Genomic DNA, 21,669 nt, shown 5'->3' with positions numbered 1-21,669 from the left:
AATGAGCGTGCCTCTCTCGCGCCTCCTCGCCGACGATGCCGCGCTGCCGCAGGGCGCCAAGGACGCGGCGATCTCCGGTCTCACCGCCGACAGCCGGCAGGTGAAGCCGGGCTTCCTCTTCGCCGCCTTGCCAGGCACGAAGGTCGACGGCGCCCAGTTCATTCCGCAGGCCGTCGCGGCCGGCGCGGCAGCGGTGGTCGTTGGCCAGACGGTCACGGCGCCGGCGGCGAATTCGATCCTGATCAAGTCAGCCAACCCACATCAGCTCTTCGCGCGTATCGCGTCGCGCTTCGCCGGCAGCCAGCCCGATATCGTCGTCGCCGTCACTGGCACCAATGGCAAGACCTCGGTCGCGGCCTTCGTGCGACAGATCTGGCAGTCGATGGGATTTCGCGCCGCGAGCATCGGCACAGTCGGCATCGTCGGACCGGCGGGCGAGGAATATCTCGCCCATACGACGCCCGATCCGGTCAAGCTGCATCACACGCTGGCGGGTCTCGCCCAGGATCACGTCACCCATCTCGCCATGGAAGCGTCGAGCCACGGGCTTGCGCAGTTCCGGCTCGACGGAGTCCGGCTGGCGGCCGGCGGCTTCACCAATCTGACTCGCGACCATCTCGATTATCACGCGACCTACGAAGAATATTTCGCCGCAAAAATGCGACTGTTCTCGGAGTTGCTGCCTGAGGGCGCGCCCGCGGTGGTCAACGCCGATGTGGAGATCGCCCAGGATGTGCTGGGGCGCGCCAAGGCGCACGGCCTCACCGTCTTCACAGTTGGCGAGAAGGGGCATGATCTCAAGCTGGTCTCCTGCATGCTCGACGGCTTCGGCCAGCGCCTGGTACTGGCGACGGCGAGCGGGCAGCACGAAGTCTACCTGCCGCTGGTCGGCGATTTCCAGGTGTCCAACGCGCTCGTCGCCGCCGGCCTCGTCATCGCCACGGGGGGCGAGGAGGCCCTCGTCCTGCATGCCCTCGAATCGCTCAAGGGCGCCAAGGGCCGGCTCGATCTGGTGGCGCATTCCGCCAAGGGCGCCCCGATCTTCGTCGACTATGCCCATACGCCCGATGCGCTGGAGAAGGCGATACTGGCGCTGCGGCCCTATGTTAAGCGCAGGCTCGCCGTCGTATTCGGCGCCGGCGGCGACCGGGACAAGGGCAAACGCCCGCAAATGGGCGCCATCGCGGCGAAGTTCGCCGACATTGCCTATGTGACCGACGATAATCCGCGCTCGGAGGATCCGGCCATCATCCGCGCGGCGGTGATGGCGGCTTGCCCGGGCGGGATAGAAATCGGCGACCGGGCGCTTGCCCTCAGGACGGCGATCGAAGCGCTGGAAGAGGGGGACATCCTTCTCGTCGCCGGCAAGGGGCATGAACTCGGCCAGACGATCAGCGGCAAAGTGCTGCCTTTCAGCGACCATGATGCGGTGAAGGCGGCGGTAGGCGGGCAGGATTACCATGGCTGAACGGCCGCTGTGGACCATTGATGAGCTGATCGCCGCCGCGGGTGGGACCTTGCGCGGCACGGTCTCGATGCCGCTCACCGGCGTCTCGATCGACAGCCGGAGCGTGGCTCAGGGCGACATCTTCGCTGCGATCAAAGGCGACCGGGTCGATGGCCATGACTATGCCGAGAACGCGCTCAACTCGGGCGCCGGGCTCGCCATCGTGTCACGCCCGACAGAGGCCATGGCGGCGGCGGGTCCACTTCTCATCGTCGACGACGTGCTGAAGGCGCTCGAGAAGATCGGGCTCGCGGCCAGGGCCCGCTCGAAGGCGCAGATCATCGCCGTGACCGGCAGCGTCGGCAAGACCAGCACCAAGGAGATGCTCAGGCTTGCGCTCTCGGCTTCTGGCTATACGCATGCCTCGGTCGCGTCGTTCAACAATCATTGGGGCGTGCCGCTCACGCTGGCGCGCATGCCGGCCGACACCGCCTATGGCGTGTTCGAGATCGGCATGAACCATCCGGGCGAGATCACGCCGCTGGTCAAGATGGTGCGCCCGCATATCGCGGTCATCACCACCGTGGTCGCCGTTCACCTCGGCTATTTCTCGTCCGTCGCCGAGATCGCCGATGCCAAGGCGGAGATCTTTCTGGGTGTCGAGCCCGGCGGCCATGCGGTGCTCAATCGCGACAATGAATTCTTCGACCGCCTGAGCGCCGCGGCACGCTCGACCGGTGTCGCCAATATCGTGAGCTTCGGGCGGGATGCAGCCTCGGATGTCTATCTCGAAAGATCGGTGCTGCACGCCGACTGCTCGTGCATCACGGCGACAATCCAGGGCGAACCGGTGATTTACAAGCTCGGCATGCCGGGCGAGCATATGGTGCTCAACAGCCTTGCGGCGCTGGCCGCGGTCAAACTCGCCGGCGCCGATCTCGCGCGGGCGAGCCTGGCGCTCGCTGCGGCGCAACCCGCCAAGGGACGTGGCGTGCAGATGACACTCAGGGCACCCGGCGGCACCATCCTTCTCATCGACGAGAGCTACAACGCAAATCCGGTGTCGGTGCGCGCCGCGCTGACGCTGTTGAAGCGGGCGGAGCCGGGCAAGAACGGCCGCCGCGTCGCCGTGCTCGGCGACATGCTGGAGCTCGGCGAACGGGGGGCGGAACTCCATGGCGAGCTCGCCGATGCCGTAGACGAGGCCAAGGTCGATGTCCTATATGCCACCGGGCCCCTCATGGCCCACCTCTGGAACAAGACCCCGCCGCACCGGCGTGGGGCCTATGCCGACAAATCGGACGGTCTTGCGGCCACGCTGCTCGGAGGGCTGAAGGCCGGCGATGTCGTGATGATCAAGGGATCCCTTGGCATGCGCATGGGACCGCTGGTCGAGGCCATCAGAGGGCAGTTCCAAGCCGATCACGATGCCCTTGGATTGAAGGAATCCAAGGGCATAAACGTGATCGACCATCATAATAAGGAGCGGGGTTCTCGCGAAAAACCGGCATCCACTTTTTCGCACCCCGCTCCGCCCGACAAGGACGGCCGCTAATGCTCTATCATTTGCTCGTCAGCCTCACCGACGAAGTCTCTGTGCTGAACGTGTTTCGCTACCAGACGACGCGGACTGGCGCGGCCATCCTGACGGCGCTGCTGTTCATCTGGCTGTTCGGCCCGACGATCATCTCGCTGCTCAAGATCAAGCAGGGCAGGGGCCAGCCGATCCGCAGCGACGGTCCGCAGCGCCATATCATCGAGAAGCAGGGCACGCCGACGATGGGCGGCCTGATGATTCTGTCCGGTATCTTCGTGTCGACATTACTGTGGGCGGACCTCACCAATTTTTATGTCTGGGCGGTGCTGTTCGTCACTCTCGGCTTCGGCGCCATCGGCTTCTATGACGACTTCCTCAAAGTCACCAAGTCGTCGACGCATGGGTTCTCGGGCAAGATCCGCCTCCTTATCGAAGTCGTAATCGCCGCGGTGGCGGTCGGCATCTTCATGGGCATCGGCGACAAGACGATATCGAGCGCGCTCGCGGTGCCGTTTTTCAAGGACGTGCTCATCCAGTTCGGCGTCCTCTTCCTGGCCGTCGGCGTATTCATCATCGTCGGCGCCGGCAATGCGGTGAACATCACCGACGGGCTCGACGGTCTCGCCATCGTCCCGGTTATGATCGCCGCCGGCAGCTATGGCCTCATCGCCTATCTGGTCGGCAACGCCGTGTTCGCCGAATATCTGCAGCTCCACAATGTGAAGGGAACCGGCGAGCTGGCGGTGCTGTGCGGCGCCATCGTCGGCGCGGGGCTGGGCTTCCTGTGGTTCAACGCGCCGCCCGCCATGATCTTCATGGGCGATACGGGCTCGCTGTCGCTCGGCGGAGCGTTGGGCGCCACCGCCGTCGCGGTCAAGCACGAGATCGTGCTCGCCATCATCGGCGGCCTGTTCGTGCTCGAGACCGCTTCGGTCATCGTCCAGGTGGCGTCCTTCAAGCTCACCGGCAAGCGCGTCTTCGCCATGGCACCCCTGCATCATCATTTCGAGCAGAAGGGCTGGAAAGAGCCGACCATCGTCATCCGCTTCTGGATCATCGCCTTCGTGCTGGCGCTGATCGGGCTCTCGACCCTAAAGCTGCGGTAGGTCGCCGATGTTTCCCGCCAAGACATTCGCAGGCAGGAAGGTCGGGGTCTTCGGCCTCGCCCGATCCGGCACGGCCTGCGCCGAAGCCCTGCGGCTGGGCGGCGCTGAAGTCCATGCCTGGGACGACCAGGCGCAATCGGTCGAAAAGGCTAAGCTGGACGGGCTGCCGGTCGGCGATCTCAAGGCGATCGACTTCACCACGCTCGACTCCCTGGTGCTGAGCCCCGGCGTGCCGTTGACTCATCCGAAGCCGCACTGGACGGTGGAGAAGGCGAAGGCGGCCGGCATTGAGATCATCGGCGATACCGAAGTCTTCCAGCGCGAGCTTGCCGGTACTGGCGCCAAGCTCGTCGCGATCACCGGCACCAACGGCAAGTCGACGACGACGGCGCTCACCGGTCATCTTTTCCAATCGGCCGGCCGCGACGTCGATGTCGGCGGCAATATCGGCAAAGCGGTGTTCCTGCTGCGCCAGCCGGTCAGGGACCGCGTCTATGTGCTGGAGCTCTCGTCTTTTCAGATCGACCTGATGCCGAGCCTCAGGCCCGATGCCGGCATCCTCATCAACATCACGCCCGATCATCTCGACCGGCATGGCACGATCGAGAACTATGTCGAGGTCAAGGCGCGGATGTTCGCCCATCAGGGGGCAGGCGACACGGCCATCATCGGTGTCGATGAGAGCTGGGGCGCGGACATCGTGAAGACGATCAGCGCCGGCGCCCATATCGTCCCGGTTTCGGTCGAGCGCGCGCTCGCGGAAGGCCTGTCGGCACCCGACGGCATATTGTCGGAACGCCGCGACGGCAAGGAGACCGCCACGCTCGATCTGAGGCAATTGCCGGCACTCAAGGGTCGGCACAATTGGCAAAACGCCGCCATGGCCTTTGCGGCGGGGCGCGCTCTCGGACTCTCGCTCGATGAAATCCGCAAAGGCCTGATGAGCTTCTCGGGGCTTGCTCATCGCATGCAGGAGATCGGCCGCCTCGACGATATCGCCTTCATCAATGACTCGAAGGCGACCAATGCCGATGCGGCGGCCAAGGCGCTGGCTGCCTTCGACGACATCTACTGGATCGCCGGCGGCATCGCCAAGGCCGGAGGCATTGCGCCGCTCAGCCAGTTCTTTCCCAAGATCAAGCGCGCCTATCTGATCGGCGAGGCGGCTGACGAGTTCGCCCGCACGATCGGCGACAAGGCGCCCTTCATCAAGACCGGCACGCTCGACAAGGCGGTCGAGGCGGCGGCACGCGACGCGGCGAGGGACGGCAACGAAGGTGCGGTCGTGCTGCTGTCGCCGGCCTGCGCGTCCTTCGACCATTATCCGAATTTCGAAGTGAGGGGGGATGCCTTCAGCAAAGCGGTCGCCGCGCTGCCGGGCATCCGGATGACCGCAAAGGGGAACGGACATGCTGATAAGCCGCAGTGACCGGGGGCTCTTCGCTTCCTGGTGGTTTACCGTCGACCGGTTGCTCCTGAGCGCCGTGCTGCTGCTCATGGCGGCGGGCGTGCTGATCAGCATGGCGGCGAGCCCGCCGGTGGCTGCCCGACTCGGCCTCGACGCCTTCCACTTCTTCAAGAACCAGCTCTTTTATCTGGGCATCGCGGTCGTCATCCTGACCGCCACCAGCCTGCTCGAGCCCCTGCAGGCGCGCCGCGCCGCCTTCCTCGTCTTTTTCGGCTCACTGGCGCTGATGGTCGTGGCACTGTTCTACGGCCCAGAGATCAAGGGCGCCAATCGCTGGATCGATATCGGGCCCATCGGCCTGCAGCCCTCGGAGCTGGCGAAGCCCGGCTTCATCGTCATCGTGGCATGGTTCCTCGCCGAACAGACACGCAAGCCGAGCATGCCGGGCCTGCCGATCGCTCTCCTTCTGTGCGGCGCCTTTGTCGGGCTGCTCATCCTGCAGCCGGATTTCGGCCAATCGGCGCTGATCGTCATCACCTTCACCGCGCTCCTGCTCATCTACGGCATTCCCTGGGTTCTGGTCTTCGGCATCAGCGCCCTCGCCGTCGTGGGGGTGTTCCTCGCCTATGAAGCCATCCCGCATGTCGCCTCGCGCATCGACCGTTTCCTCGATCCGGAGAAGGGCGACACGTTCCAGGTCGACACGGCCACACAGGCCTTCCAGAATGGCGGCCTGTTCGGCGCCGGCCCCGGTGGCGGCGAGGCGAAGCAAATCCTGCCCGACGCCCATACCGACTTCACCTTCGCAGTGGTGGGCGAGGAATTCGGCTTCCTCGCCTGCATGGGCCTGATCTTCCTCTTCGCCTTCATCGTCATCCGCATACTGAGCCGCGCCAAGGCGGAGCCCGATCCGTTCGCGGCGCTGTCGATGAGCGGCCTCGCTATCATCTTCGGTCTGCAAGCCGTCATCAATATGGGCGTGAATGTCTCGCTCCTCCCGGCCAAGGGCATGACGTTGCCCTTCATCTCCTATGGCGGCTCCTCGCTGATCGGCATGTCCTTCGCCATGGGGCTGGTGCTGGCCTTCGCGCGTTCGCGCACCCTCGCCGTCCAGAGCGATCCAGCCTGGCGGGCGGTGACGGCTTGAGCGAGCGCATGAGTTCGCGGCTCGTCGTTCTCGCCGCCGGCGGCACGGGGGGCCATCTCTTTCCCGCCCAGGCGCTCGCCGAGGCGCTGGTACGGCGTGGCTATGCCATCCATCTGATGACGGATGAGCGGGTGCGCGACTACGGCCGCGCTTTCCCGGCGCTCGAGACGCATCTGGTGCCCGCGGCGACCATCTCGCCGGGCAAACCGCATCTGCTGCTGGGACAGGCGCTGCGGCTTTACAAAGGCTACCAGACGGCGCGCGGCATTCTCCAGCGCCTCAAGCCTGCGGCCGTCGCGGGCTTTGGCGGCTATCCGTCCTTTCCGCCGGTCATTGCCGCCTCGCGGCTCAAGATTCCGTCCTGTATTCACGACCAGAATGCGGTCATGGGCCGGGCCAACCGCGTACTGTCGCGCTTCGCCGATGCGGTGGCCTCGTCCTTTCCGGCACTCGGGCGGCTGCCGGAAGCCTGTAAAGACAAGCTGCGTTATACCGGCAATCCGGTGCGCGGAATCGTGCTCGAAAAGAAGGCGCAGCCTTATCGATCGGCGGCCGCCGACGAGCCCTTCAATCTCCTCGTCTTCGGCGGCAGCCAGGGGGCACGCTTCTTCGCCGACTTCATGCCCGAGGTGGCCAAGCGCCTGCCGAAGGCGGTGCTGCGTCATCTCAAGATCGTCCAGCAGTGCCGGCCCGAGGATATCGAGCGCGTGAAGGCCGCCTATGCGGAGCTTGACATCGCCTTCGAGCTCGCCTCCTTCTTCGCCGACATGCCGCAGCGCTTTGCCGACGCGCAGCTCATCATCTGCCGGTCGGGGGCCTCCACCATCGCCGAGCTCGGCGTCATCGGCAGGCCCGCGGTCATGGTGCCGCTGCCGCATGCCCTCGACAACGACCAGCTCCATAATGCGGAATTTTTCGCCGGAAAGGGTGGCGGCTGGGTGCGTCCGCAGGCCGAGCTGGAACCGCAAGAATTCGCTGCATTCCTGACGCGGCTCAGGTATCAAGACGCCGAACTGGCCGGGGCGGCCCACGCTGCCCTGGAGCAAGGCATGCCGGACGCCGCCGAGCGCCTCGCCGATCTGGTCGAGGATCTGGCCGCCCGCGCAACCATGGAGAATAAACTGAAATGAAACTTCCGCGCGAAGTCGGACCGATCCATTTCATCGGGATTGGCGGCATCGGCATGAGCGGCATCGCCGAAGTGATGGCGACGCTCGGCTACAAGGTGCAAGGCTCCGATCTCTCCGACAACTACAACACGGCCAGGCTGCGCAAGAACGGTATCGCGGTGTCGATCGGGCATGACGCCGCCAATTTGGGCGATGCGCAAGTGGTAGTGGTGTCCTCGGCGGTGAAGCCGGAGAATCCTGAGCTCGCCGAAGCGCGCCGCCGCTTCCTGCCGATCGTGCGGCGCGCCGAGATGTTGGCCGAGTTGATGCGCTTCAAATCCTGCGTCGCGGTCGGCGGAACGCATGGCAAGACAACGACGACCTCGCTCGTCGCGGCCTTGCTCGATTCCGGCGGCCTCGACCCGACCGTTATCAATGGCGGCATCATCAACGCCTACGGCACCAATGCGCGCCTCGGCAAGGGCGACTGGATGGTGGTCGAGTCGGACGAATCCGACGGCACCTTCGTAAAGCTGCCGGCCGACGTGGTGATCGTCACCAACATCGATCCCGAGCATCTCGATCACTATGGCTCCTTCGACAAGGCCAAGGAGGCGTTCCTCGCTTTCGTCGAGAACATCCCGTTCTACGGTTTCGCCGTGATGTGCATCGACCATCCGGAAGTCCAGGCGCTGATCGGGCGGGTGCGCGACCGGCGCATCGTCACCTACGGGCGCAGCCCTCAGGCCGATGTGCGCCTCCTCGACACGTTTTACAGCAATGGCGAGATGAAGTTCTCGGTCAGGGTGACGGACCGGCGCAATTCATCCACCCACGACGTCAACGAGCTCAGCCTCTCGATGCCGGGCGATCACAATGCGCTCAACGCCACGGCCGCTTTCGCGGTGGCGCGCGAGCTCGGCATCGCGGATGAGAAGATCCGCGCAGGTTTCAAGAGCTTCGCCGGCGTCAAGCGCCGCTTCACCCGCACCGGCGAGCACAATGGTGTGGCGGTGTTCGACGATTATGGCCATCACCCGGTCGAGATCGCCGCGGTGCTGCGCGCGGCGCGCGGCGTCACGCAAGGCAAAGTTGTCGCTGTAATGCAACCGCACCGCTATACGAGACTTTCCTCGCTATTCGCGGATTTCTGCTCTTCCTTCAACGACGCCGATACGGTCGTCGTGGCACCGGTCTATTCGGCGGGCGAGGCGCCGATCGAAGGGGCCTCGCATGACGCGCTGGCTGAGGGCCTGCGGTCGCGCGGCCATCGCAGCGTGCACAAGATCGACGCGCCGGAGGAACTGGCGGCTCTGATGAAGACGCTGGTGAAGCCCGGCGACATCATCGTCTGCCTTGGCGCCGGTACCATCACGCAATGGGCCTATGCTTTGCCGCAGCAACTCGCCAGCCTCGACGGCAAGACCGGAGCGGCATGATGGCATTGAATGGGGAAAAGCTGCTGGCCCGGCTGCCGAAGCCGCGCGGCAGGATCGAAGCCAATGCGCCGCTCGCCGATCTGACCTGGTTTCGCGTCGGCGGGCCGGCGGAGGTGCTGTTCACCCCGGCGGATGAAGCCGATCTCGCGGAGATGCTCAAGGGGACGCCGGAGGATATTCCGGTTTATGTGATCGGTGTCGGCTCCAACCTCCTGGTACGCGACGGCGGGGTGCCCGGCATGGTCATCCGACTCGGGAAGGGTTTTGGCGAGGTGACGGTCGAGCCCGGACACCGGATCAGAACCGGGACCGCGGTTCCTGACGTAAGGGTCGCCCGTTTCGCCCTCGATCATAGTATCGGAGGATTAACCTTTCTGAGAGGTATACCCGGCACGATTGGCGGCGCGCTTCGGATGAATGGTGGCGCCTATGGTCGCGAGACCAAGGACGTTCTTCTCGAGGCCAGAGCCGTAGACCGGAGGGGATCGCTTCACGTGCTGTCGAATACCGACATGCAGTATACGTACCGTCATTGCGGTGCGCCGGAGGACTTCATCTTCACGCAAGCCCTTCTTCAGGGCGAAGCGGGAGACAAGGAGGACATTGCGCGCGCCATGAACGATGTGACGGAGCGGCGCGAGGCGACGCAGCCGATCAAGAGCCGTACCGGCGGGTCGACCTTCAAGAACCCGCCCGGCCACAAATCGTGGCAGCTGATCGATCAGGCGGGTCTCAGGGGCTTCAGCATCGGGCCCGCCAAGGTCTCCGAGCTGCATTGCAATTTTCTCATCAACGAGGGCGGCGCCACGGCGGCGCAGATCGAAGAACTCGGCGAGACCATCAGGCAGCGCGTGAAGAAGACATCCGGCATCGAGCTCGATTGGGAAATCAAGCGCATCGGCATTCCGGCGGAGGGCGCCTGATGCCTATACGCGATCCGAAATACACCCATGTCGCGGTCCTGATGGGCGGCTGGTCGGCCGAGCGCGAAGTGAGCCTGTCGACCGGCGAAGGCTGCGCCGATGCGCTGCGCCGCTCGGGCTTCCAGGTGACGCCGATCGATGTGAAACGCAACATCGCGGAAGTCCTGGCCGATCTGCGCCCTGACGTCGCCTTCAATGCGCTGCATGGAAAGTGGGGCGAGGATGGCTGCATGTCGGCGATCCTCGAGACGATGGAAATCCCCTATACGCATTCGGGCGTGCGCGCCTCGGCCATCGCGATGGACAAGGTGAGGTCCAAGATCCTCTTCACCGCCGCCGGCATTCCGGTCGCGGAGGGCCGCATCGTCGATCTCGAAGTGGCCGCCACGCAGCATCCTCTGCCTTTGCCCTATGTGCTCAAACCGCAGGCGCAAGGTTCGAGCGTCGGGGTCCATATCGTCGATCACAGCTCCAACGGTCCGGCTGCGATTGTCCTCGAGGAGCGTGAGCTGTTCGGCGATCAGGTCCTGGCGGAACGATTCATTCCAGGCAAGGAGCTTACTTGTGCGGTGATGGGCGATGTCGCGCTCGGCGTCATCGACATCCTGCCGGCCGTCGGATTCTATGACTACAAGGCGAAATATGCGCCGGGAGGTTCGGTTCATGTGTTGCCGGCAGACATTCCACGCGAAGTCTATCGCAAAGTGCAGCAATATGCGCTGGCCGCCCATCAGGCCCTGGGATGCAGAGGCGTGAGCCGCGCGGATTTCCGCTACGACGACACGCCGGGCGGCGACGGCGAACTGATCCTCCTCGAAGTCAACACCCAGCCGGGAATGACGGGCACTTCTCTGGTGCCGGAACTCGCGGCGCACGCTGGACACTCCTACGAGGATCTGGTGACCTGGATGGTCAATGACGCCTCGGTGAACAGATGAAGCTCGCACAAGACATCCGCCGTCGCGCGTTCCAGTTCTTCCGTCGGCTGCCGCCCGCTGGACCGAGCCGCAGGACGCGCTTCGTCGCCAGGGCAGGGGCGTGCGCGCTGCTGTTCGGGTCGATCATCCATGGCCTCGTGATCGGCGGCCATCTCGATTATGATGGAAGCCCGTGGCGCAAGCTTCCTGGTCAGTTGGCGAGCTCGCTCGGCTTCGCCGCTGACGATATCCGGATAACCGGCCTCGTGCACCAGGAGCCGGAAACGCTGCTCTCCGCGCTCGGCGTGCAGCCAGGCGGCTCGCTCGTCGGCTTCGATGCGACGCGGGCGCGCTCCCTGCTTGAAAATCTCGACTGGGTCGCCTCGGCGCGGGTGATGCGCAAATATCCCAACCGGCTCGACATCGTCGTCACCGAGCGCCAGCCCTTCGTCATCTGGCAGCGCGATGGGGTGCATTACGTGATCGACCAGACCGGCACGGCGATGAGCACGCTCGATCCAAGGCGATTGTCCTCGCTGCTGCTCGTCACCGGCGAAGGCGCCCATCGCGCCGCCGCCGAACTGGTGGGCCAGCTCTCGGCTGTGCCGCAAGTAAAGGCGCGTGTCACCGCCGCCGCCCGCGTCGGGGAGAGGCGTTGGACACTCTATCTCGATAATGGAATGACCGTGGCTCTGCCTGAAAAGGATCCAGCGCTTGCGCTCGAGACGCTCGCCGCGCTCGACCGCAACCAGAAGCTGCTGAGCAAGGGTGTCAAGTCGATCGATCTCAGACTGGCGCATCAAGTGGTCGTCGAACTGCCGGATCCGGTCGAACCGGAAAAAGATATTAAGAAGTTCAAGGTAAGTCAGCAGCAGTAGCGTTGTCCGTGCTTTGGGAAGGGATTTTGCATGACCGTCATTGAGTTGCCCGTCAAAGGAGATGCAAAGCCCCCGATCGCGAGCAAGGGCAGCATCGTCGCCGCTCTCGATGTCGGCAGCACCAAGTTCAGCTGCCTGATCGGCGAAGTGGTCAGCCAGAACCGGCGCACCGCGGACGGCAAAGAAGCTTCGGCGCTGCGCGTGTTGGGCTTCGGCTGCCAGGCCTCGCGCGGCACCCGCAACGGCGCCATCGTCGATCTCGATCAGGCCGAGCGCGCCATAAGGCTCGCGGTCGATGCCGCCGAGAAGATGGCGAAGCGCACGATCACATCCGTTTACGTGAATGTGGCGGGCGGCAGGCCGCAATCCAATTCCTATTCCGCGTCGGTCGCGACCGAGACCGGTCAGGTCACCCCACGCGATATCGAAACGGCGACGCGCTCCGCCCTCGCGCAAGGCCACCAACCTGGCCGGCGCACGCTCCATACCGCGCCGGCGCAGTATAATCTCGATGACGCGCGCGGCATCACTGAGCCCGCCGGCATGTTCGGCACGACGCTCACCGCTGAAGTCAATGTCGTTTCGGCCGAGCCCGCCGCGCTGCGCAACCTGGCGTTGGTGATCGAGCGCTGCCATCTTTCTGTCGCCGACTATGTCGTCGCGCCCTATGCAGCGGCGCGCTCCGTCCTCGCCGAGGACGAAATCAAGCTCGGCGTAACACTTCTCGACATGGGTGGGGCGACCACCGGTGTCGCCTCCTTCCATGACGGGCACCTGGTCTTTGCCGATGTCATCCCCGTCGGCGGCATGCATATCACCCACGACATCGCCCGCGGGCTCTCGACCACGATCGCCCATGCCGAACGCATGAAGACCCTGTGGGGCAGCGCCATGTCGACGGTCGTGGATGACCGCGAGACCGTGGCGGTACCGCTGCTCGGCGAGCGCGGCGTCGACACGATCTATCATGCGCCGAAATCGATGCTGACCGGCATCATCCGGCCGCGCCTGGAAGAGATCCTCGAAATGGTGCGCGAGCGCCTCGACCGGGCGAGCTTCGCCAAACTCGCGGGGTCGCGCGTGGTGCTGACCGGGGGCGGGAGCGAGCTCACCGGGGTACGCGAGATCGCCGCCCAGTGGCTCAACCGGCAGATCCGGCTGGGAGCGCCGCTGCCTGTGGCCGGCATGCCGGAGGCGGCACGCTCGCCCGCTTTCGCCACCGTCTACGGTCTGCTCAATTACGCGCTCAGGCCCGATATCCACCATGCCGCGGGCGTCGCGCGCCAGGCGATGAAGGATGCCGAAGCGGGCTATCTGCGTCGCGTCGGCAAGTGGATCGCCGACAGTTTCTGAACGTAACTCCGAGCGTCCGAGCGAGCCGCGCGCCTGCGCTGGCTCGCTCGTGCATTTTTGGAGGCCATATCCAATATATTTCAAAGGCTTATGAGGCTTTCCTCATAAGGAGATTCAACTCCATCGGGCGGTTTCGCGGCGAATGGTCAAGGAAATACCTTCCCTGTGCCCCGATCTGAGTCAGTTTTGATTCAAATAAACATGCGCTGGTTAGCGTTTGTTAACCATTTGTTATTGAATGGGTAAGAAAGATTCCTATCGGGGAAAACTCACTTCCAGGTGCTTCAAATGACGATAAATCTCACTGTGCCGAGCTTGGCCGAACTTAAACCACGCATCACCGTATTCGGCGTGGGCGGCGCCGGCGGGAATGCCGTCAACAACATGATCGAGAGCCGCCTCGAAGGGGTCGAATTCGTCGTCGCCAATACCGACGCGCAGGCTCTCACACAGAATGTCGCGGAAAGACGCATCCAGATGGGCACCGCCCTGACGCAGGGCCTGGGTGCGGGCTCGCAGCCGCAGATCGGCGCGGCCGCCGCGGAAGAAGCGCTGCCGGAGATCCTGGACCATCTGGCCGGCGCTCATATGTGTTTCATCACCGCCGGCATGGGCGGCGGCACCGGCACCGGTGCGGCGCCGGTCATCGCGCGGGCGGCGAAAGAGCAGGGCATCCTCACCGTCGGCGTGGTGACGAAACCCTTCCATTTCGAAGGCGTACGCCGGATGCAGACGGCGGAGCGCGGCATCGAGCTCCTCGCCAAGAACGTCGATACGCTGATCGTCATCCCCAACCAGAACTTATTCCGCGTCGCCAATGAGAAGACCACCTTCGCGGCCGCCTTCGCCATGGCCGACCAGGTGCTCTATTCGGGCGTTGCCTCGATCACCGAACTGATGACCAAGGAAGGCCTCATCAATCTCGACTTCGCCGACGTCCGCGCCATCATGAGCGAAATGGGCAAGGCGATGATGGGCACCGGCGAAGCCTCCGGCGAGAAGCGCGCCATCGAGGCGGCCGAAGCGGCGATCTCCAATCCGCTGCTCGACGATGTGTCGATGCGCGGCGCCCGCGGCCTGCTGATCTCGATCACCGGCGGACCTGACCTGACCCTCTACGAAGTCGACGAGGCGGCCACCCGCATCCGTGAGGAAGTGGATTCGGAAGCCAACATCATCCTCGGCGCCACTTTCGACGACTCTCTCGAAGGCACGATGCGTGTCTCGGTCGTGGCGACCGGGCTTGCGATCGAACAGGCCGAGCATATGGGCGATGAGACGGTCCAGGAGCAGGAAGCCCCCGCCCGTCCTGTCTTCGGTTATACGGGCAAGCAGCCCATCCCGGTGAAGAAGCCGACGCCGATCCAGATGACGCCCGCCGCCCCGATGCCGCATGTCAAGCGCGCGGCTCCGGCGCCGCAGCCCCACGCGCAGCCGATGCAGCAGCATCCGGAAGCGGAAGAGGAGCATGAGCCTGCCGACGTCGAGACGATGCAGCACGCCGTGCATCAGGCGCGCGCCCAGCAGACTGCTCCCCGCATGCCGCTGGTCGAGGATTTCCCGCCCATCGCGCAGCGTCAGATTGCGGCGCAGCAGAACCGCATCGAGAACATTGCCGAGCATGCCGCCAAGAAGAAGCGCGGCCTGTTCGAGCGTCTGGCCGGCGTCGGCCTTTCGCGCAAGGGCGACATGCCGGTGAGCGAACCTGATCCGCGGTCGCGCCAGGAGCCGCGCATGCAGCCCGAGTCGCAACGGCCGCAGGTTGCGCAGATGCCGGTGACCAACGCCGCGCAACCCGCCTATGACGATGATCAGCTTGAGATTCCGGCCTTCCTGCGCCGCCAGGCGAACTAGTTGATAGGCTTAAGTTACTACAGCAGCTAGAAAAAAGCCCGGCGGTCACACTTCCGCCGGGTTTTTTGCATCTAACTGAGAGGGGCCGCTGGAATCCTGGATCGTGGAGGGGTACAAGGCGGCCTCATCTGACATCTCAAGCGGGAATTCAACGGTTGACTCTTCTGTCCAGGACTGGTGATCGGCTTGCCGCGGGGCTGCGCTTTGGTTCCGTGATTGCCGTCGCACTGGTGCTCAGCGCCTGTTCCAGCATGTCCAATCTGCTGGACAGCGGATCATCGTCCTCGACGCAGGCAGCTTCCTCCGGCTCGGGCGACGGCATTGCGCCCGACATGGCAGCCGCAGAGCAGACCGAGCCCGTCGGCCCTCTTTATAACAAGGGCCTCGAGCAGATGCAGTCGGGCGAATATCGCACCGCGGCCAAGACCTTCGCCGAGGTCGAACGCCAGCACCCCTATTCGGCCTGGGCCACCAAGGCGCAATTGATGCAGGCCTATGCGCAGTATCAGCGCAACGCCTATGACGAGGCGATCAACGCGGCGCAGCGCTTCCTCACCTTGCATCCCGGCCACAAGGATGCGGCCTATGCGTATTATCTGATCGCGCTCAGCAATTATGAGCAGATCATCGACGTCCGGCGCGACCAGACCAACACCCAGAAGGCGCTCGCCTCGCTCGAGGAAGTGGTCCAGCGCTATCCCGGCACCGCCTATGCGCAAGATGCCGCCGCCAAGGCGACGCTGGCGCGCGACCACCTGGCGGGCAAGGAAATGGAAGTCGGCCGCTATTACCTGAAGAAGGGCTCCTATCTCGCCGGCATCAACCGCTTCAAGCGCGTGATCACCGAATATCAAAACACTTCGCATACGCCGGAGGCGCTCTATCGGCTGACCGAAGGCTATCTGGCGCTCGGCATCCAGTCGGAAGCGCAGACCGCCGCGGCCGTGCTCGGCTATAACTATCCCAACAGCCAGTGGTATCAGGACGCTTATGCACTCCTGAAGAACGACGGCATCCTGCCGGCCGAGAACAAGGAATCCTGGATCAGCAAGGCGCTGAACACGGTCAACCCGTTCTAGTGTGCTGAACGCGAAGTTCCTGATATCAGCGGCTTGCACCGACAGGAACTTCGCGTTCAAAAGCACACTAGAATCATTAGGTTTTCTAGTGTCCTTCCGAATCCGAAATTCGCTCGGAAGGTCCCGCTGGCTGTGGCGAACTTCGGATTCGGGACACTAGAGTGCCGGAGTGAGGGCCCTATTCGTCCTCTCGCAGACTCAGCTATAAGGGCGCCATGCTGACGGCGCTCTCCATCCGCGATATCGTGCTCATCGAAAAGCTCGACCTCACGCTCGAGCGCGGGCTCACCGTACTCACCGGCGAGACGGGGGCCGGCAAATCCATCCTTCTCGACGCTCTGGGCCTGGCACTTGGTGCGCGCGGTGACAGCAGCCTGGTGCGCAATGGCGCCGAGAAGGGCGTCGTGACCGCGGCCTTCTCTCTGCCCAAGGCGCATGCCGCCTTCGGCCTCCTCGAAGCGCAGGATATCGAGGCCGATGGCGAGCTCGTCATCCGCCGCATCCAGAATGCCGACGGTCCGAGCCGCGCCAGCGTGAACGACCAGCCGATCAGCCTCAATCTCCTGCGCCAGATCGCCGGCACGCTGACCGAGATCCATGGCCAGCACGATGACCGGGCCCTGGTCAATTCCGCCAATCACCGGCGGCTGCTCGACGCCTTTGGCGGGCTCGAAGCCGAAGCCGAGAAAGTGCGCGATCTGTGGGAAACGTTGAGCGCCGCCGAGACAAAGCTCGCCGAACACAGGGCGCTGCTTGCGCGTTCCGAGGCCGAGCGGGACTATCTGACCCACGCCGCCGACGAGTTGCGCAAGCTCGATCCGCAGCCGGAAGAGGAAACCCTGCTCTCCGACAAGCGCCAGCTGATGATGAATGCCGAGCAGTTCGCGAGCGCGCTCAGCGACGCGGAAGACGCTCTGAATGGCGACGGCGCCGTCGAAGCGCGTCTCAACGCAGCCCTGCGCAAGCTCGAACGGCGCAAGGACCAGGCACAGGGTCGGCTCGACCGCATCTGCGAGGCGCTCGACCGGGTGCTTCAGGAAATGGGCGAGGCGCATCGCGCCTCGGCGGAGGCTCTGCGCTCCTTCGCCTTCGATCCGCGCGAACTTGAGCAGTCGGAAGAAAGGCTCTTCGCGCTCAGAGCCGCGGCGCGCAAATACAAATGCACCGTCGATGCCTTGGCGAGCGTGCGCGAGAAGATGGAAGGCGATCTGCAGGCGATCGCCGATGGCGGCGCCGAGCTGGCGCGGCTCGAAGCAGCGTTCAAGGCGCATGGCGATGCTTTCGACGAGGCGGCGGCCAAGCTGAGCGACAAGCGCAAGAAGATCGCGCGCAAGCTCGACGACGCGGTGGTGAAGGAACTGGCGCCCTTGAAGCTCGCCAAAGCGCGCTTCGAGACGCGCGTCGAGGCCGATCGCGGCCGCGGCGGCAGTCATGGCTTCGACAAGGTGGAATTCCTGGTTGCCGCCAATCCGGGCACGCCTCTGTCGCCTTTGATGAAGGTCGCATCGGGCGGCGAGCTTGCGCGCTTCATGCTGGCGCTCAAGGTGATCCTGGCGGCAAAGGGATCGGCGCCTACTCTGGTCTTCGACGAGATCGACACCGGTGTCGGCGGCGCCGTCGCCGATGCGATCGGGGTGAGGCTGGCGCGTCTCGCCAAGGGCCTGCAGGTCCTGGCGGTGACGCATTCGCCGCAAGTCGCCGCCCAGGCCGGCCAGCATATGCTGATCAGCAAGATGGAAGAGGTCGGCAAGAAGCGCATGGTCACGCGCGTCCAGGAACTCGGCGCCGCGAGCCGGCGTGAGGAGATTGCCCGTATGCTGTCCGGCGCCAAGGTGACAGAAGAGGCCCGCGCCCAGGCCGACCAGCTCCTGCGCGCCAGTTCCTGATCAAAACCGGGTGTTCGCGTCGCTATTAGAAAGTACTCGCTGAATCCATATCAGTAGTGCTTCCCAAATCTGCAGCATGATTGGTGGGGAGCGCTTTGGAACATTACGACATGCAGTCGCGATGTCTCGGACACAGGATAGCCACCATGATGTGCATTGATTCATCAAGGACAACCATCCTGGCTGTTCACAGTAGAGGAGATTCTTTGATGTGCGATTATAGTCTGCATCACGTCGCCTCTCGTCCCGCAAAGGTCGGCGACAAGCTGGTAACGTCCGCATTCGACAGCTCGGTCACGCATGGCTTCTGCGCCGTGGGCGAACCCGGCATTGCCGTATGTCTTCGTCCGGGTACGGAACTTGCTTTTGAAAATGACGTGGAGAGCAATCAGGGCACGCTCGGCGGGCTCGGCATGGAGATCGGAGAGCTCGGCGGCAGCGTCGCCCGGTTCACCCAGATCAATATGGACCAGCCTGCCGCCTATCACGACGCGCTGGAGTTTCCGAACGGCAAGATCGTGCTCGTGACCCGCCTCAGGAAGGGACAGGTCGGAACCGTGCTGCAATTGCCTCCGGTCGGCGAGGCAGTGAAGAAGGACGAGGCGGTCACCACACCCGAATTCATCGGCTGAGGACCGCGACTATCAATCCGAGAGGACACGCCTGTTGGCGTCCCCGGCGGGCGGGAACCGGTGCTTACAGATTCAACTGGTAGCTGACCGGGATCCAGCGAAAGGTGTCCTTCACGCGCTCGACAAAGCCAAGTCCGGGGAAGGGCATGTGATAGCCGGCGACGAGAAGTCGCTCGTCAGCCGCGAAAGCGAGCAGATGCCGGCGCGTGCCCGCGGCCTTTTCCTTGTCGTCATCGACAGTCGCCTGCCAGTCCGGCCGCTGCAGCGACACGATGTAGTGCAGACAGGTATCGGACCAGATCAGCAGTTGCTTTCCCTCACTTGCGATGCGCCAGGCGAGGAGGCCGGGTGAATGCCCGGCGGCATCGATCGCCGATATACCGGGAAGGATCTCATCACCCGGATTCACGAATGTTGCACTGTCCGCAAGGGGCGCGCAGCTGCGCATGAAGAGTTCGCGATCGGCGCGCCGCGCCTGCCGCACGTTTTCGCCGCGCACCCAGAAATCGAACTCGGCGGCACCGAACACATAGCGCGCACGGGGAAAGACAAGTGATGCACCGGCTCGCAGGCCACCAATATGATCGGGGTGGCCATGTGTGAGGACGACAATGTCGACAACTCCCGGAGCGACGCCGATCCTGGCGAGGCTCGGGAGAAGCGCGCTTTCCGGCGCGCCGAGGCCGGTGTCGAACAGGATCTTCGCCGCACCCGTATCGATGAAGATCGGGATGAAGGGATGCTCAAAACGGTCCGGATCGATGAAATTCGTCACCGCCAGCTCACGCACATGCGCGTCGGGTTCGCCCAAGGCGAAGCTCGCGGCAAGGCCGCCGCGGATATCCGTCGCATCCAGCAGGGCGGCGATCCGGAAGGCGCCGAAATCGAAGCTGTAGACGTCAGGGCGCAAAAGCATGGGCCGTACTATGTCGTGACGTTAAGGCAAAGCCAAGACAGCATCTTGTGCTCCGGGCGCGCGCATGTATGAACGCTCCGAATGCGAGGGGAGCACATGAAAGCGATTATCGATACGGATCCGGGCGTCGACGATGCGATGGCGATCTTCTTCGCCGCCGCCTGTCCCGAGATCGAGCTTATCGGGCTGACTTCCGTTTACGGCAATGTTCCGGTCGAGATGGGCACGCGCAACGCGCTGCACCTGGTCGAGATGATCGGCCGCCCCATTCCGGTCGCGCAAGGAATGGGCAGGCCCTTCCGCGGCGGACCGTGGGAGCCGGTCTTCTGGATACATGGCGAGCAGGGTTTCGGCGCGCTGCCGGCACCCCGTCCGAGGGGGACGCGCGATCGACAGCCACGCGGTCGATTTCCTCATCGATCAGGCGAAACGCCATAAGGGGGAACTGGTGGTGTTTCCGATCGGGCCACTCACCAATATCGCCGCGGCGATCGAGCGCGATCCCGAATTCGCGAAGAATGTAGCGAAGATCGTCGTCATGGGTGGCGTCGTTCATGCGCGCGGAAATGTGACGCCCTTCGCCGAAGCAAATATCTACAACGATCCGGATGCGGCGCAGATCGTGCTCAGTTCGGGTGCCGAGACCGTGCTGGTGGGCCTTGACGTCACCGACCGCACGTCGCTCACGAAAGACGATTTCGCCGCGCTCGCCGAGCGCTCGCCGAAATTCGGCGGCTTCCTGGCGGCGATCTCGGATCTCTATATCGACGTCTATCTGGGGCGTGGGGCGAGAGGCTGCAGCCTGCATGATCCGGCGACCGTCATCGCGGCGCTGCGGCCCGATCTCTTCCGCATGGAGGAGGGCGATGTCGAGGTCGTGCTCACCGGTGAGCGGCTCGGCCAGACACTGCTCGCGCCGCGCAACGGGCAGAAGACCCGCGTATGCGTCGAGGCCCAGTATGATCGCGTCGTGGACGTGTTCCTCGACGGGATCGCGCGTCTTGGTTGATCAGGACGTCTCGCCGATTTGCATCGACCCGGCGATGAGATGCGAGGGATTGCCTGACACCTTCCACCCGTCGAGCACCTCGAAGGCGCGCCGGGCGAGCTCGCGCAGCGGCAGAGCGTAGGTGGTGAGACGTGCGCTGCCGTTCAGCGCCTCGCGAATGCCGTCGAAGCCGACGATCGCCACATCCTCCGGTACCCGCAGGCGGCATTCGGCGGCGGCGCGCAGAGCGGCGAGCGCCTGCTCGTCGGTGGTGGCGAAGATCGCCCGCGGCCGTTGCGGGGCTGAGAGCAGAGGGCGCAATTCACTCTCCGCCCGCAATCTTTCGAAAGGCACGCGATGCAACCTGCCTTCGATGGCAAGGCCCGCCTCCGTCATCGCCTGCCGCCAGCCGCGCTCGCGCCGGCCGGAAGGACCGAAATCGTCCGGGCCTGCGACGCAGTGGATATTCTCGTAGCCTTGCGCGATCAGATGATGGGTCGCGGCGATGCCGCCACCCGCATCGTCGAAAAGAACGCTGGGATCGCTGACGCCCGATGGCGCGGAATGGACATAGATGCGCGGGCAGTCATCGAGGCTCTCGGCATGTCCGGTGATGCTGGTGACGAAGATGCCGCGCGGGCGCAGGTCGGCGAAGGCGTGCTCGTAGTCGAGCTCGACCGTCGGGTCATAGGCAGTGTTGCCGATCAAGGTGAGGAAGCCGCGCGACTTGCCTTCGCGCTCGAATTCGCGCGCCAGTTCGCTGAAGAAGGCGTTCGAGAAATCGGGCACGAGAAGGCCGACGAGATTGGAACGCCCCGCCATCAGCGCGCTCGCCAGCGGGTTGCGCCGATAGCCGAGCCGGGCGATGGCGTCCGCGACGCGCGCCTTGGTCTGGGGAGCGACGGCGCGCGGGCCGTCATTCAGCACATAGCTCACCACCGCCGTCGAGGTGCCGGCCAGCCGGGCGACGTCGGCGAGGGTGGGGCGGCGGGCGCCTTCTGCCATCGTCAGCCGCCTTTTGCTTGTTCACAGCACATCGGAAAACACCGG

General features: G+C 64.3%; 19 protein-coding genes. 17 read left to right on the top strand and 2 right to left on the bottom strand.

Going from position 1 to position 21,669, the window contains the following annotated elements:
- The first annotated feature begins 1 nt into the window (after nucleotide 1).
- The 15 genes from G5V57_RS32215 to G5V57_RS32145 all read left to right on the top strand — a co-directional run bounded on the left by G5V57_RS32215 (nucleotide 2) and on the right by G5V57_RS32145 (nucleotide 18,715).
- Nucleotides 2–1,468, top strand: coding sequence for a UDP-N-acetylmuramoyl-L-alanyl-D-glutamate--2,6-diaminopimelate ligase (locus G5V57_RS32215; RefSeq protein WP_165173082.1), 1,467 nt, complete (start codon nucleotides 2–4; stop codon nucleotides 1,466–1,468).
- Nucleotides 1,461–3,002 carry a UDP-N-acetylmuramoylalanyl-D-glutamyl-2,6-diaminopimelate--D-alanyl-D-alanine ligase gene (locus G5V57_RS32210; protein ID WP_165173081.1) on the top strand — a complete coding sequence of 514 codons (1,542 nt, stop codon included), beginning with the start codon at nucleotides 1,461–1,463 and terminating at the stop codon, nucleotides 3,000–3,002. The genes G5V57_RS32215 and G5V57_RS32210 overlap by 8 nt, the downstream gene beginning before the upstream one ends.
- Complete coding sequence (gene mraY, locus G5V57_RS32205) at nucleotides 3,002–4,090, top strand: phospho-N-acetylmuramoyl-pentapeptide-transferase (RefSeq protein ID WP_165173080.1); 1,089 nt, start codon at nucleotides 3,002–3,004, stop codon at nucleotides 4,088–4,090. The genes G5V57_RS32210 and mraY overlap by 1 nt, the downstream gene beginning before the upstream one ends.
- A 7-nt stretch (nucleotides 4,091–4,097) precedes the next feature.
- Complete coding sequence (gene murD / locus G5V57_RS32200; protein WP_165173079.1) at nucleotides 4,098–5,519, top strand: UDP-N-acetylmuramoyl-L-alanine--D-glutamate ligase; 1,422 nt, start codon at nucleotides 4,098–4,100, stop codon at nucleotides 5,517–5,519.
- Entirely contained in the window at nucleotides 5,503–6,645 is a 1,143-nt protein-coding gene (ftsW, locus tag G5V57_RS32195; protein WP_371744845.1) for a putative lipid II flippase FtsW, read from the top strand. Before murD ends, ftsW begins: the two co-directional genes overlap by 17 nt.
- 8 nt (nucleotides 6,646–6,653) lie before the next feature.
- Nucleotides 6,654–7,775, top strand: a complete 1,122-nt coding sequence (gene murG / locus G5V57_RS32190; RefSeq protein ID WP_165173077.1) for an undecaprenyldiphospho-muramoylpentapeptide beta-N-acetylglucosaminyltransferase — start codon at nucleotides 6,654–6,656, stop codon at nucleotides 7,773–7,775.
- A complete protein-coding gene (gene murC, locus G5V57_RS32185; RefSeq protein ID WP_165173076.1) occupies nucleotides 7,772–9,193 on the top strand; it encodes a UDP-N-acetylmuramate--L-alanine ligase in 1,422 nt (473 codons plus the stop codon). Before murG ends, murC begins: the two co-directional genes overlap by 4 nt.
- Nucleotides 9,190–10,116 carry a UDP-N-acetylmuramate dehydrogenase gene (murB, locus tag G5V57_RS32180; protein WP_165173074.1) on the top strand — a complete coding sequence of 309 codons (927 nt, stop codon included), beginning with the start codon at nucleotides 9,190–9,192 and terminating at the stop codon, nucleotides 10,114–10,116. The genes murC and murB overlap by 4 nt, the downstream gene beginning before the upstream one ends.
- Complete coding sequence (locus G5V57_RS32175; RefSeq protein WP_165173072.1) at nucleotides 10,116–11,054, top strand: D-alanine--D-alanine ligase; 939 nt, start codon at nucleotides 10,116–10,118, stop codon at nucleotides 11,052–11,054. The genes murB and G5V57_RS32175 overlap by 1 nt, the downstream gene beginning before the upstream one ends.
- Nucleotides 11,051–11,911 carry a cell division protein FtsQ/DivIB gene (locus G5V57_RS32170; protein ID WP_165173070.1) on the top strand — a complete coding sequence of 287 codons (861 nt, stop codon included), beginning with the start codon at nucleotides 11,051–11,053 and terminating at the stop codon, nucleotides 11,909–11,911. Before G5V57_RS32175 ends, G5V57_RS32170 begins: the two co-directional genes overlap by 4 nt.
- Before the next feature lie 30 nt (nucleotides 11,912–11,941).
- Nucleotides 11,942–13,264: a cell division protein FtsA gene (gene ftsA, locus G5V57_RS32165; protein ID WP_165173068.1), complete on the top strand. Its 1,323-nt coding sequence runs from the start codon at nucleotides 11,942–11,944 to the stop codon at nucleotides 13,262–13,264.
- 288 nt (nucleotides 13,265–13,552) lie between these two features.
- The gene (gene ftsZ, locus G5V57_RS32160; protein ID WP_165173066.1) at nucleotides 13,553–15,118 is read left to right on the top strand and encodes a cell division protein FtsZ; all 1,566 of its coding nucleotides are present in this window, start codon (nucleotides 13,553–13,555) and stop codon (nucleotides 15,116–15,118) included.
- A gap of 155 nt (nucleotides 15,119–15,273) precedes the next feature.
- A complete protein-coding gene (locus G5V57_RS32155) occupies nucleotides 15,274–16,197 on the top strand; it encodes an outer membrane protein assembly factor BamD (protein ID WP_246737448.1) in 924 nt (307 codons plus the stop codon).
- Nucleotides 16,198–16,412: 215 nt separating this feature from the next.
- A complete protein-coding gene (gene recN / locus G5V57_RS32150) occupies nucleotides 16,413–18,083 on the top strand; it encodes a DNA repair protein RecN (RefSeq protein ID WP_165173064.1) in 1,671 nt (556 codons plus the stop codon).
- Between the two features lie 209 nt (nucleotides 18,084–18,292).
- On the top strand, nucleotides 18,293–18,715 hold the full coding sequence (locus G5V57_RS32145) for a hypothetical protein (protein ID WP_165173062.1): 423 nt from the start codon (nucleotides 18,293–18,295) through the stop codon (nucleotides 18,713–18,715).
- Between the two features lie 64 nt (nucleotides 18,716–18,779).
- On the opposite strand, the gene G5V57_RS32140 is transcribed toward G5V57_RS32145, so the two are convergent.
- Nucleotides 18,780–19,631: an MBL fold metallo-hydrolase gene (locus G5V57_RS32140; RefSeq protein ID WP_165173060.1), complete on the bottom strand. Its 852-nt coding sequence runs from the start codon at nucleotides 19,629–19,631 to the stop codon at nucleotides 18,780–18,782.
- A gap of 96 nt (nucleotides 19,632–19,727) precedes the next feature.
- On the opposite strand from G5V57_RS32140, the gene G5V57_RS34975 reads away from it, so the two are divergent.
- Together G5V57_RS34975 and G5V57_RS32135 are read left to right on the top strand one after the other, a co-directional pair.
- Nucleotides 19,728–20,069 carry a nucleoside hydrolase gene (locus tag G5V57_RS34975; protein WP_206530137.1) on the top strand — a complete coding sequence of 114 codons (342 nt, stop codon included), beginning with the start codon at nucleotides 19,728–19,730 and terminating at the stop codon, nucleotides 20,067–20,069.
- Complete coding sequence (locus G5V57_RS32135) at nucleotides 19,966–20,640, top strand: nucleoside hydrolase (protein WP_206530136.1); 675 nt, start codon at nucleotides 19,966–19,968, stop codon at nucleotides 20,638–20,640. The genes G5V57_RS34975 and G5V57_RS32135 overlap by 104 nt, the downstream gene beginning before the upstream one ends.
- On the opposite strand, the gene G5V57_RS32130 is transcribed toward G5V57_RS32135, so the two are convergent.
- The gene (locus tag G5V57_RS32130; RefSeq protein WP_206530135.1) at nucleotides 20,641–21,624 is read right to left on the bottom strand and encodes a LacI family DNA-binding transcriptional regulator; all 984 of its coding nucleotides are present in this window, start codon (nucleotides 21,622–21,624) and stop codon (nucleotides 20,641–20,643) included.
- Nucleotides 21,625–21,669 lie beyond the last annotated feature (45 nt).

Origin of the sequence: Nordella sp. HKS 07 (assembly GCF_011046735.1) — a bacterium.
Taxonomy (GTDB): Bacteria; Pseudomonadota; Alphaproteobacteria; order Rhizobiales; family Aestuariivirgaceae; genus Taklimakanibacter.
This window is presented reverse-complemented; position numbering and strand designations above follow the sequence as displayed.

What these genes read in the sequence shown, in the direction of transcription:
- G5V57_RS32215 (WP_165173082.1), top strand. Translation starts at nt 2, where the DNA reads ATGAGCGTGCCTCTCTCGCGCCTCCTCGCCGACGATGCCGCGCTGCCG.
- G5V57_RS32210 (WP_165173081.1), top strand. Translation starts at nt 1,461, where the DNA reads ATGGCTGAACGGCCGCTGTGGACCATTGATGAGCTGATCGCCGCCGCG.
- mraY (WP_165173080.1), top strand. Translation starts at nt 3,002, where the DNA reads ATGCTCTATCATTTGCTCGTCAGCCTCACCGACGAAGTCTCTGTGCTG.
- murD (WP_165173079.1), top strand. Translation starts at nt 4,098, where the DNA reads ATGTTTCCCGCCAAGACATTCGCAGGCAGGAAGGTCGGGGTCTTCGGC.
- murG (WP_165173077.1), top strand. Translation starts at nt 6,654, where the DNA reads ATGAGTTCGCGGCTCGTCGTTCTCGCCGCCGGCGGCACGGGGGGCCAT.
- murC (WP_165173076.1), top strand. Translation starts at nt 7,772, where the DNA reads ATGAAACTTCCGCGCGAAGTCGGACCGATCCATTTCATCGGGATTGGC.
- murB (WP_165173074.1), top strand. Translation starts at nt 9,190, where the DNA reads ATGATGGCATTGAATGGGGAAAAGCTGCTGGCCCGGCTGCCGAAGCCG.
- G5V57_RS32175 (WP_165173072.1), top strand. Translation starts at nt 10,116, where the DNA reads ATGCCTATACGCGATCCGAAATACACCCATGTCGCGGTCCTGATGGGC.
- G5V57_RS32170 (WP_165173070.1), top strand. Translation starts at nt 11,051, where the DNA reads ATGAAGCTCGCACAAGACATCCGCCGTCGCGCGTTCCAGTTCTTCCGT.
- ftsA (WP_165173068.1), top strand. Translation starts at nt 11,942, where the DNA reads ATGACCGTCATTGAGTTGCCCGTCAAAGGAGATGCAAAGCCCCCGATC.
- ftsZ (WP_165173066.1), top strand. Translation starts at nt 13,553, where the DNA reads ATGACGATAAATCTCACTGTGCCGAGCTTGGCCGAACTTAAACCACGC.
- recN (WP_165173064.1), top strand. Translation starts at nt 16,413, where the DNA reads ATGCTGACGGCGCTCTCCATCCGCGATATCGTGCTCATCGAAAAGCTC.
- G5V57_RS32145 (WP_165173062.1), top strand. Translation starts at nt 18,293, where the DNA reads ATGTGCGATTATAGTCTGCATCACGTCGCCTCTCGTCCCGCAAAGGTC.
- G5V57_RS32140 (WP_165173060.1), bottom strand. Translation starts at nt 19,631, where the DNA reads ATGCTTTTGCGCCCTGACGTCTACAGCTTCGATTTCGGCGCCTTCCGG.
- G5V57_RS34975 (WP_206530137.1), top strand. Translation starts at nt 19,728, where the DNA reads ATGAAAGCGATTATCGATACGGATCCGGGCGTCGACGATGCGATGGCG.
- G5V57_RS32135 (WP_206530136.1), top strand. Translation starts at nt 19,966, where the DNA reads ATGGCGAGCAGGGTTTCGGCGCGCTGCCGGCACCCCGTCCGAGGGGGA.
- G5V57_RS32130 (WP_206530135.1), bottom strand. Translation starts at nt 21,624, where the DNA reads ATGGCAGAAGGCGCCCGCCGCCCCACCCTCGCCGACGTCGCCCGGCTG.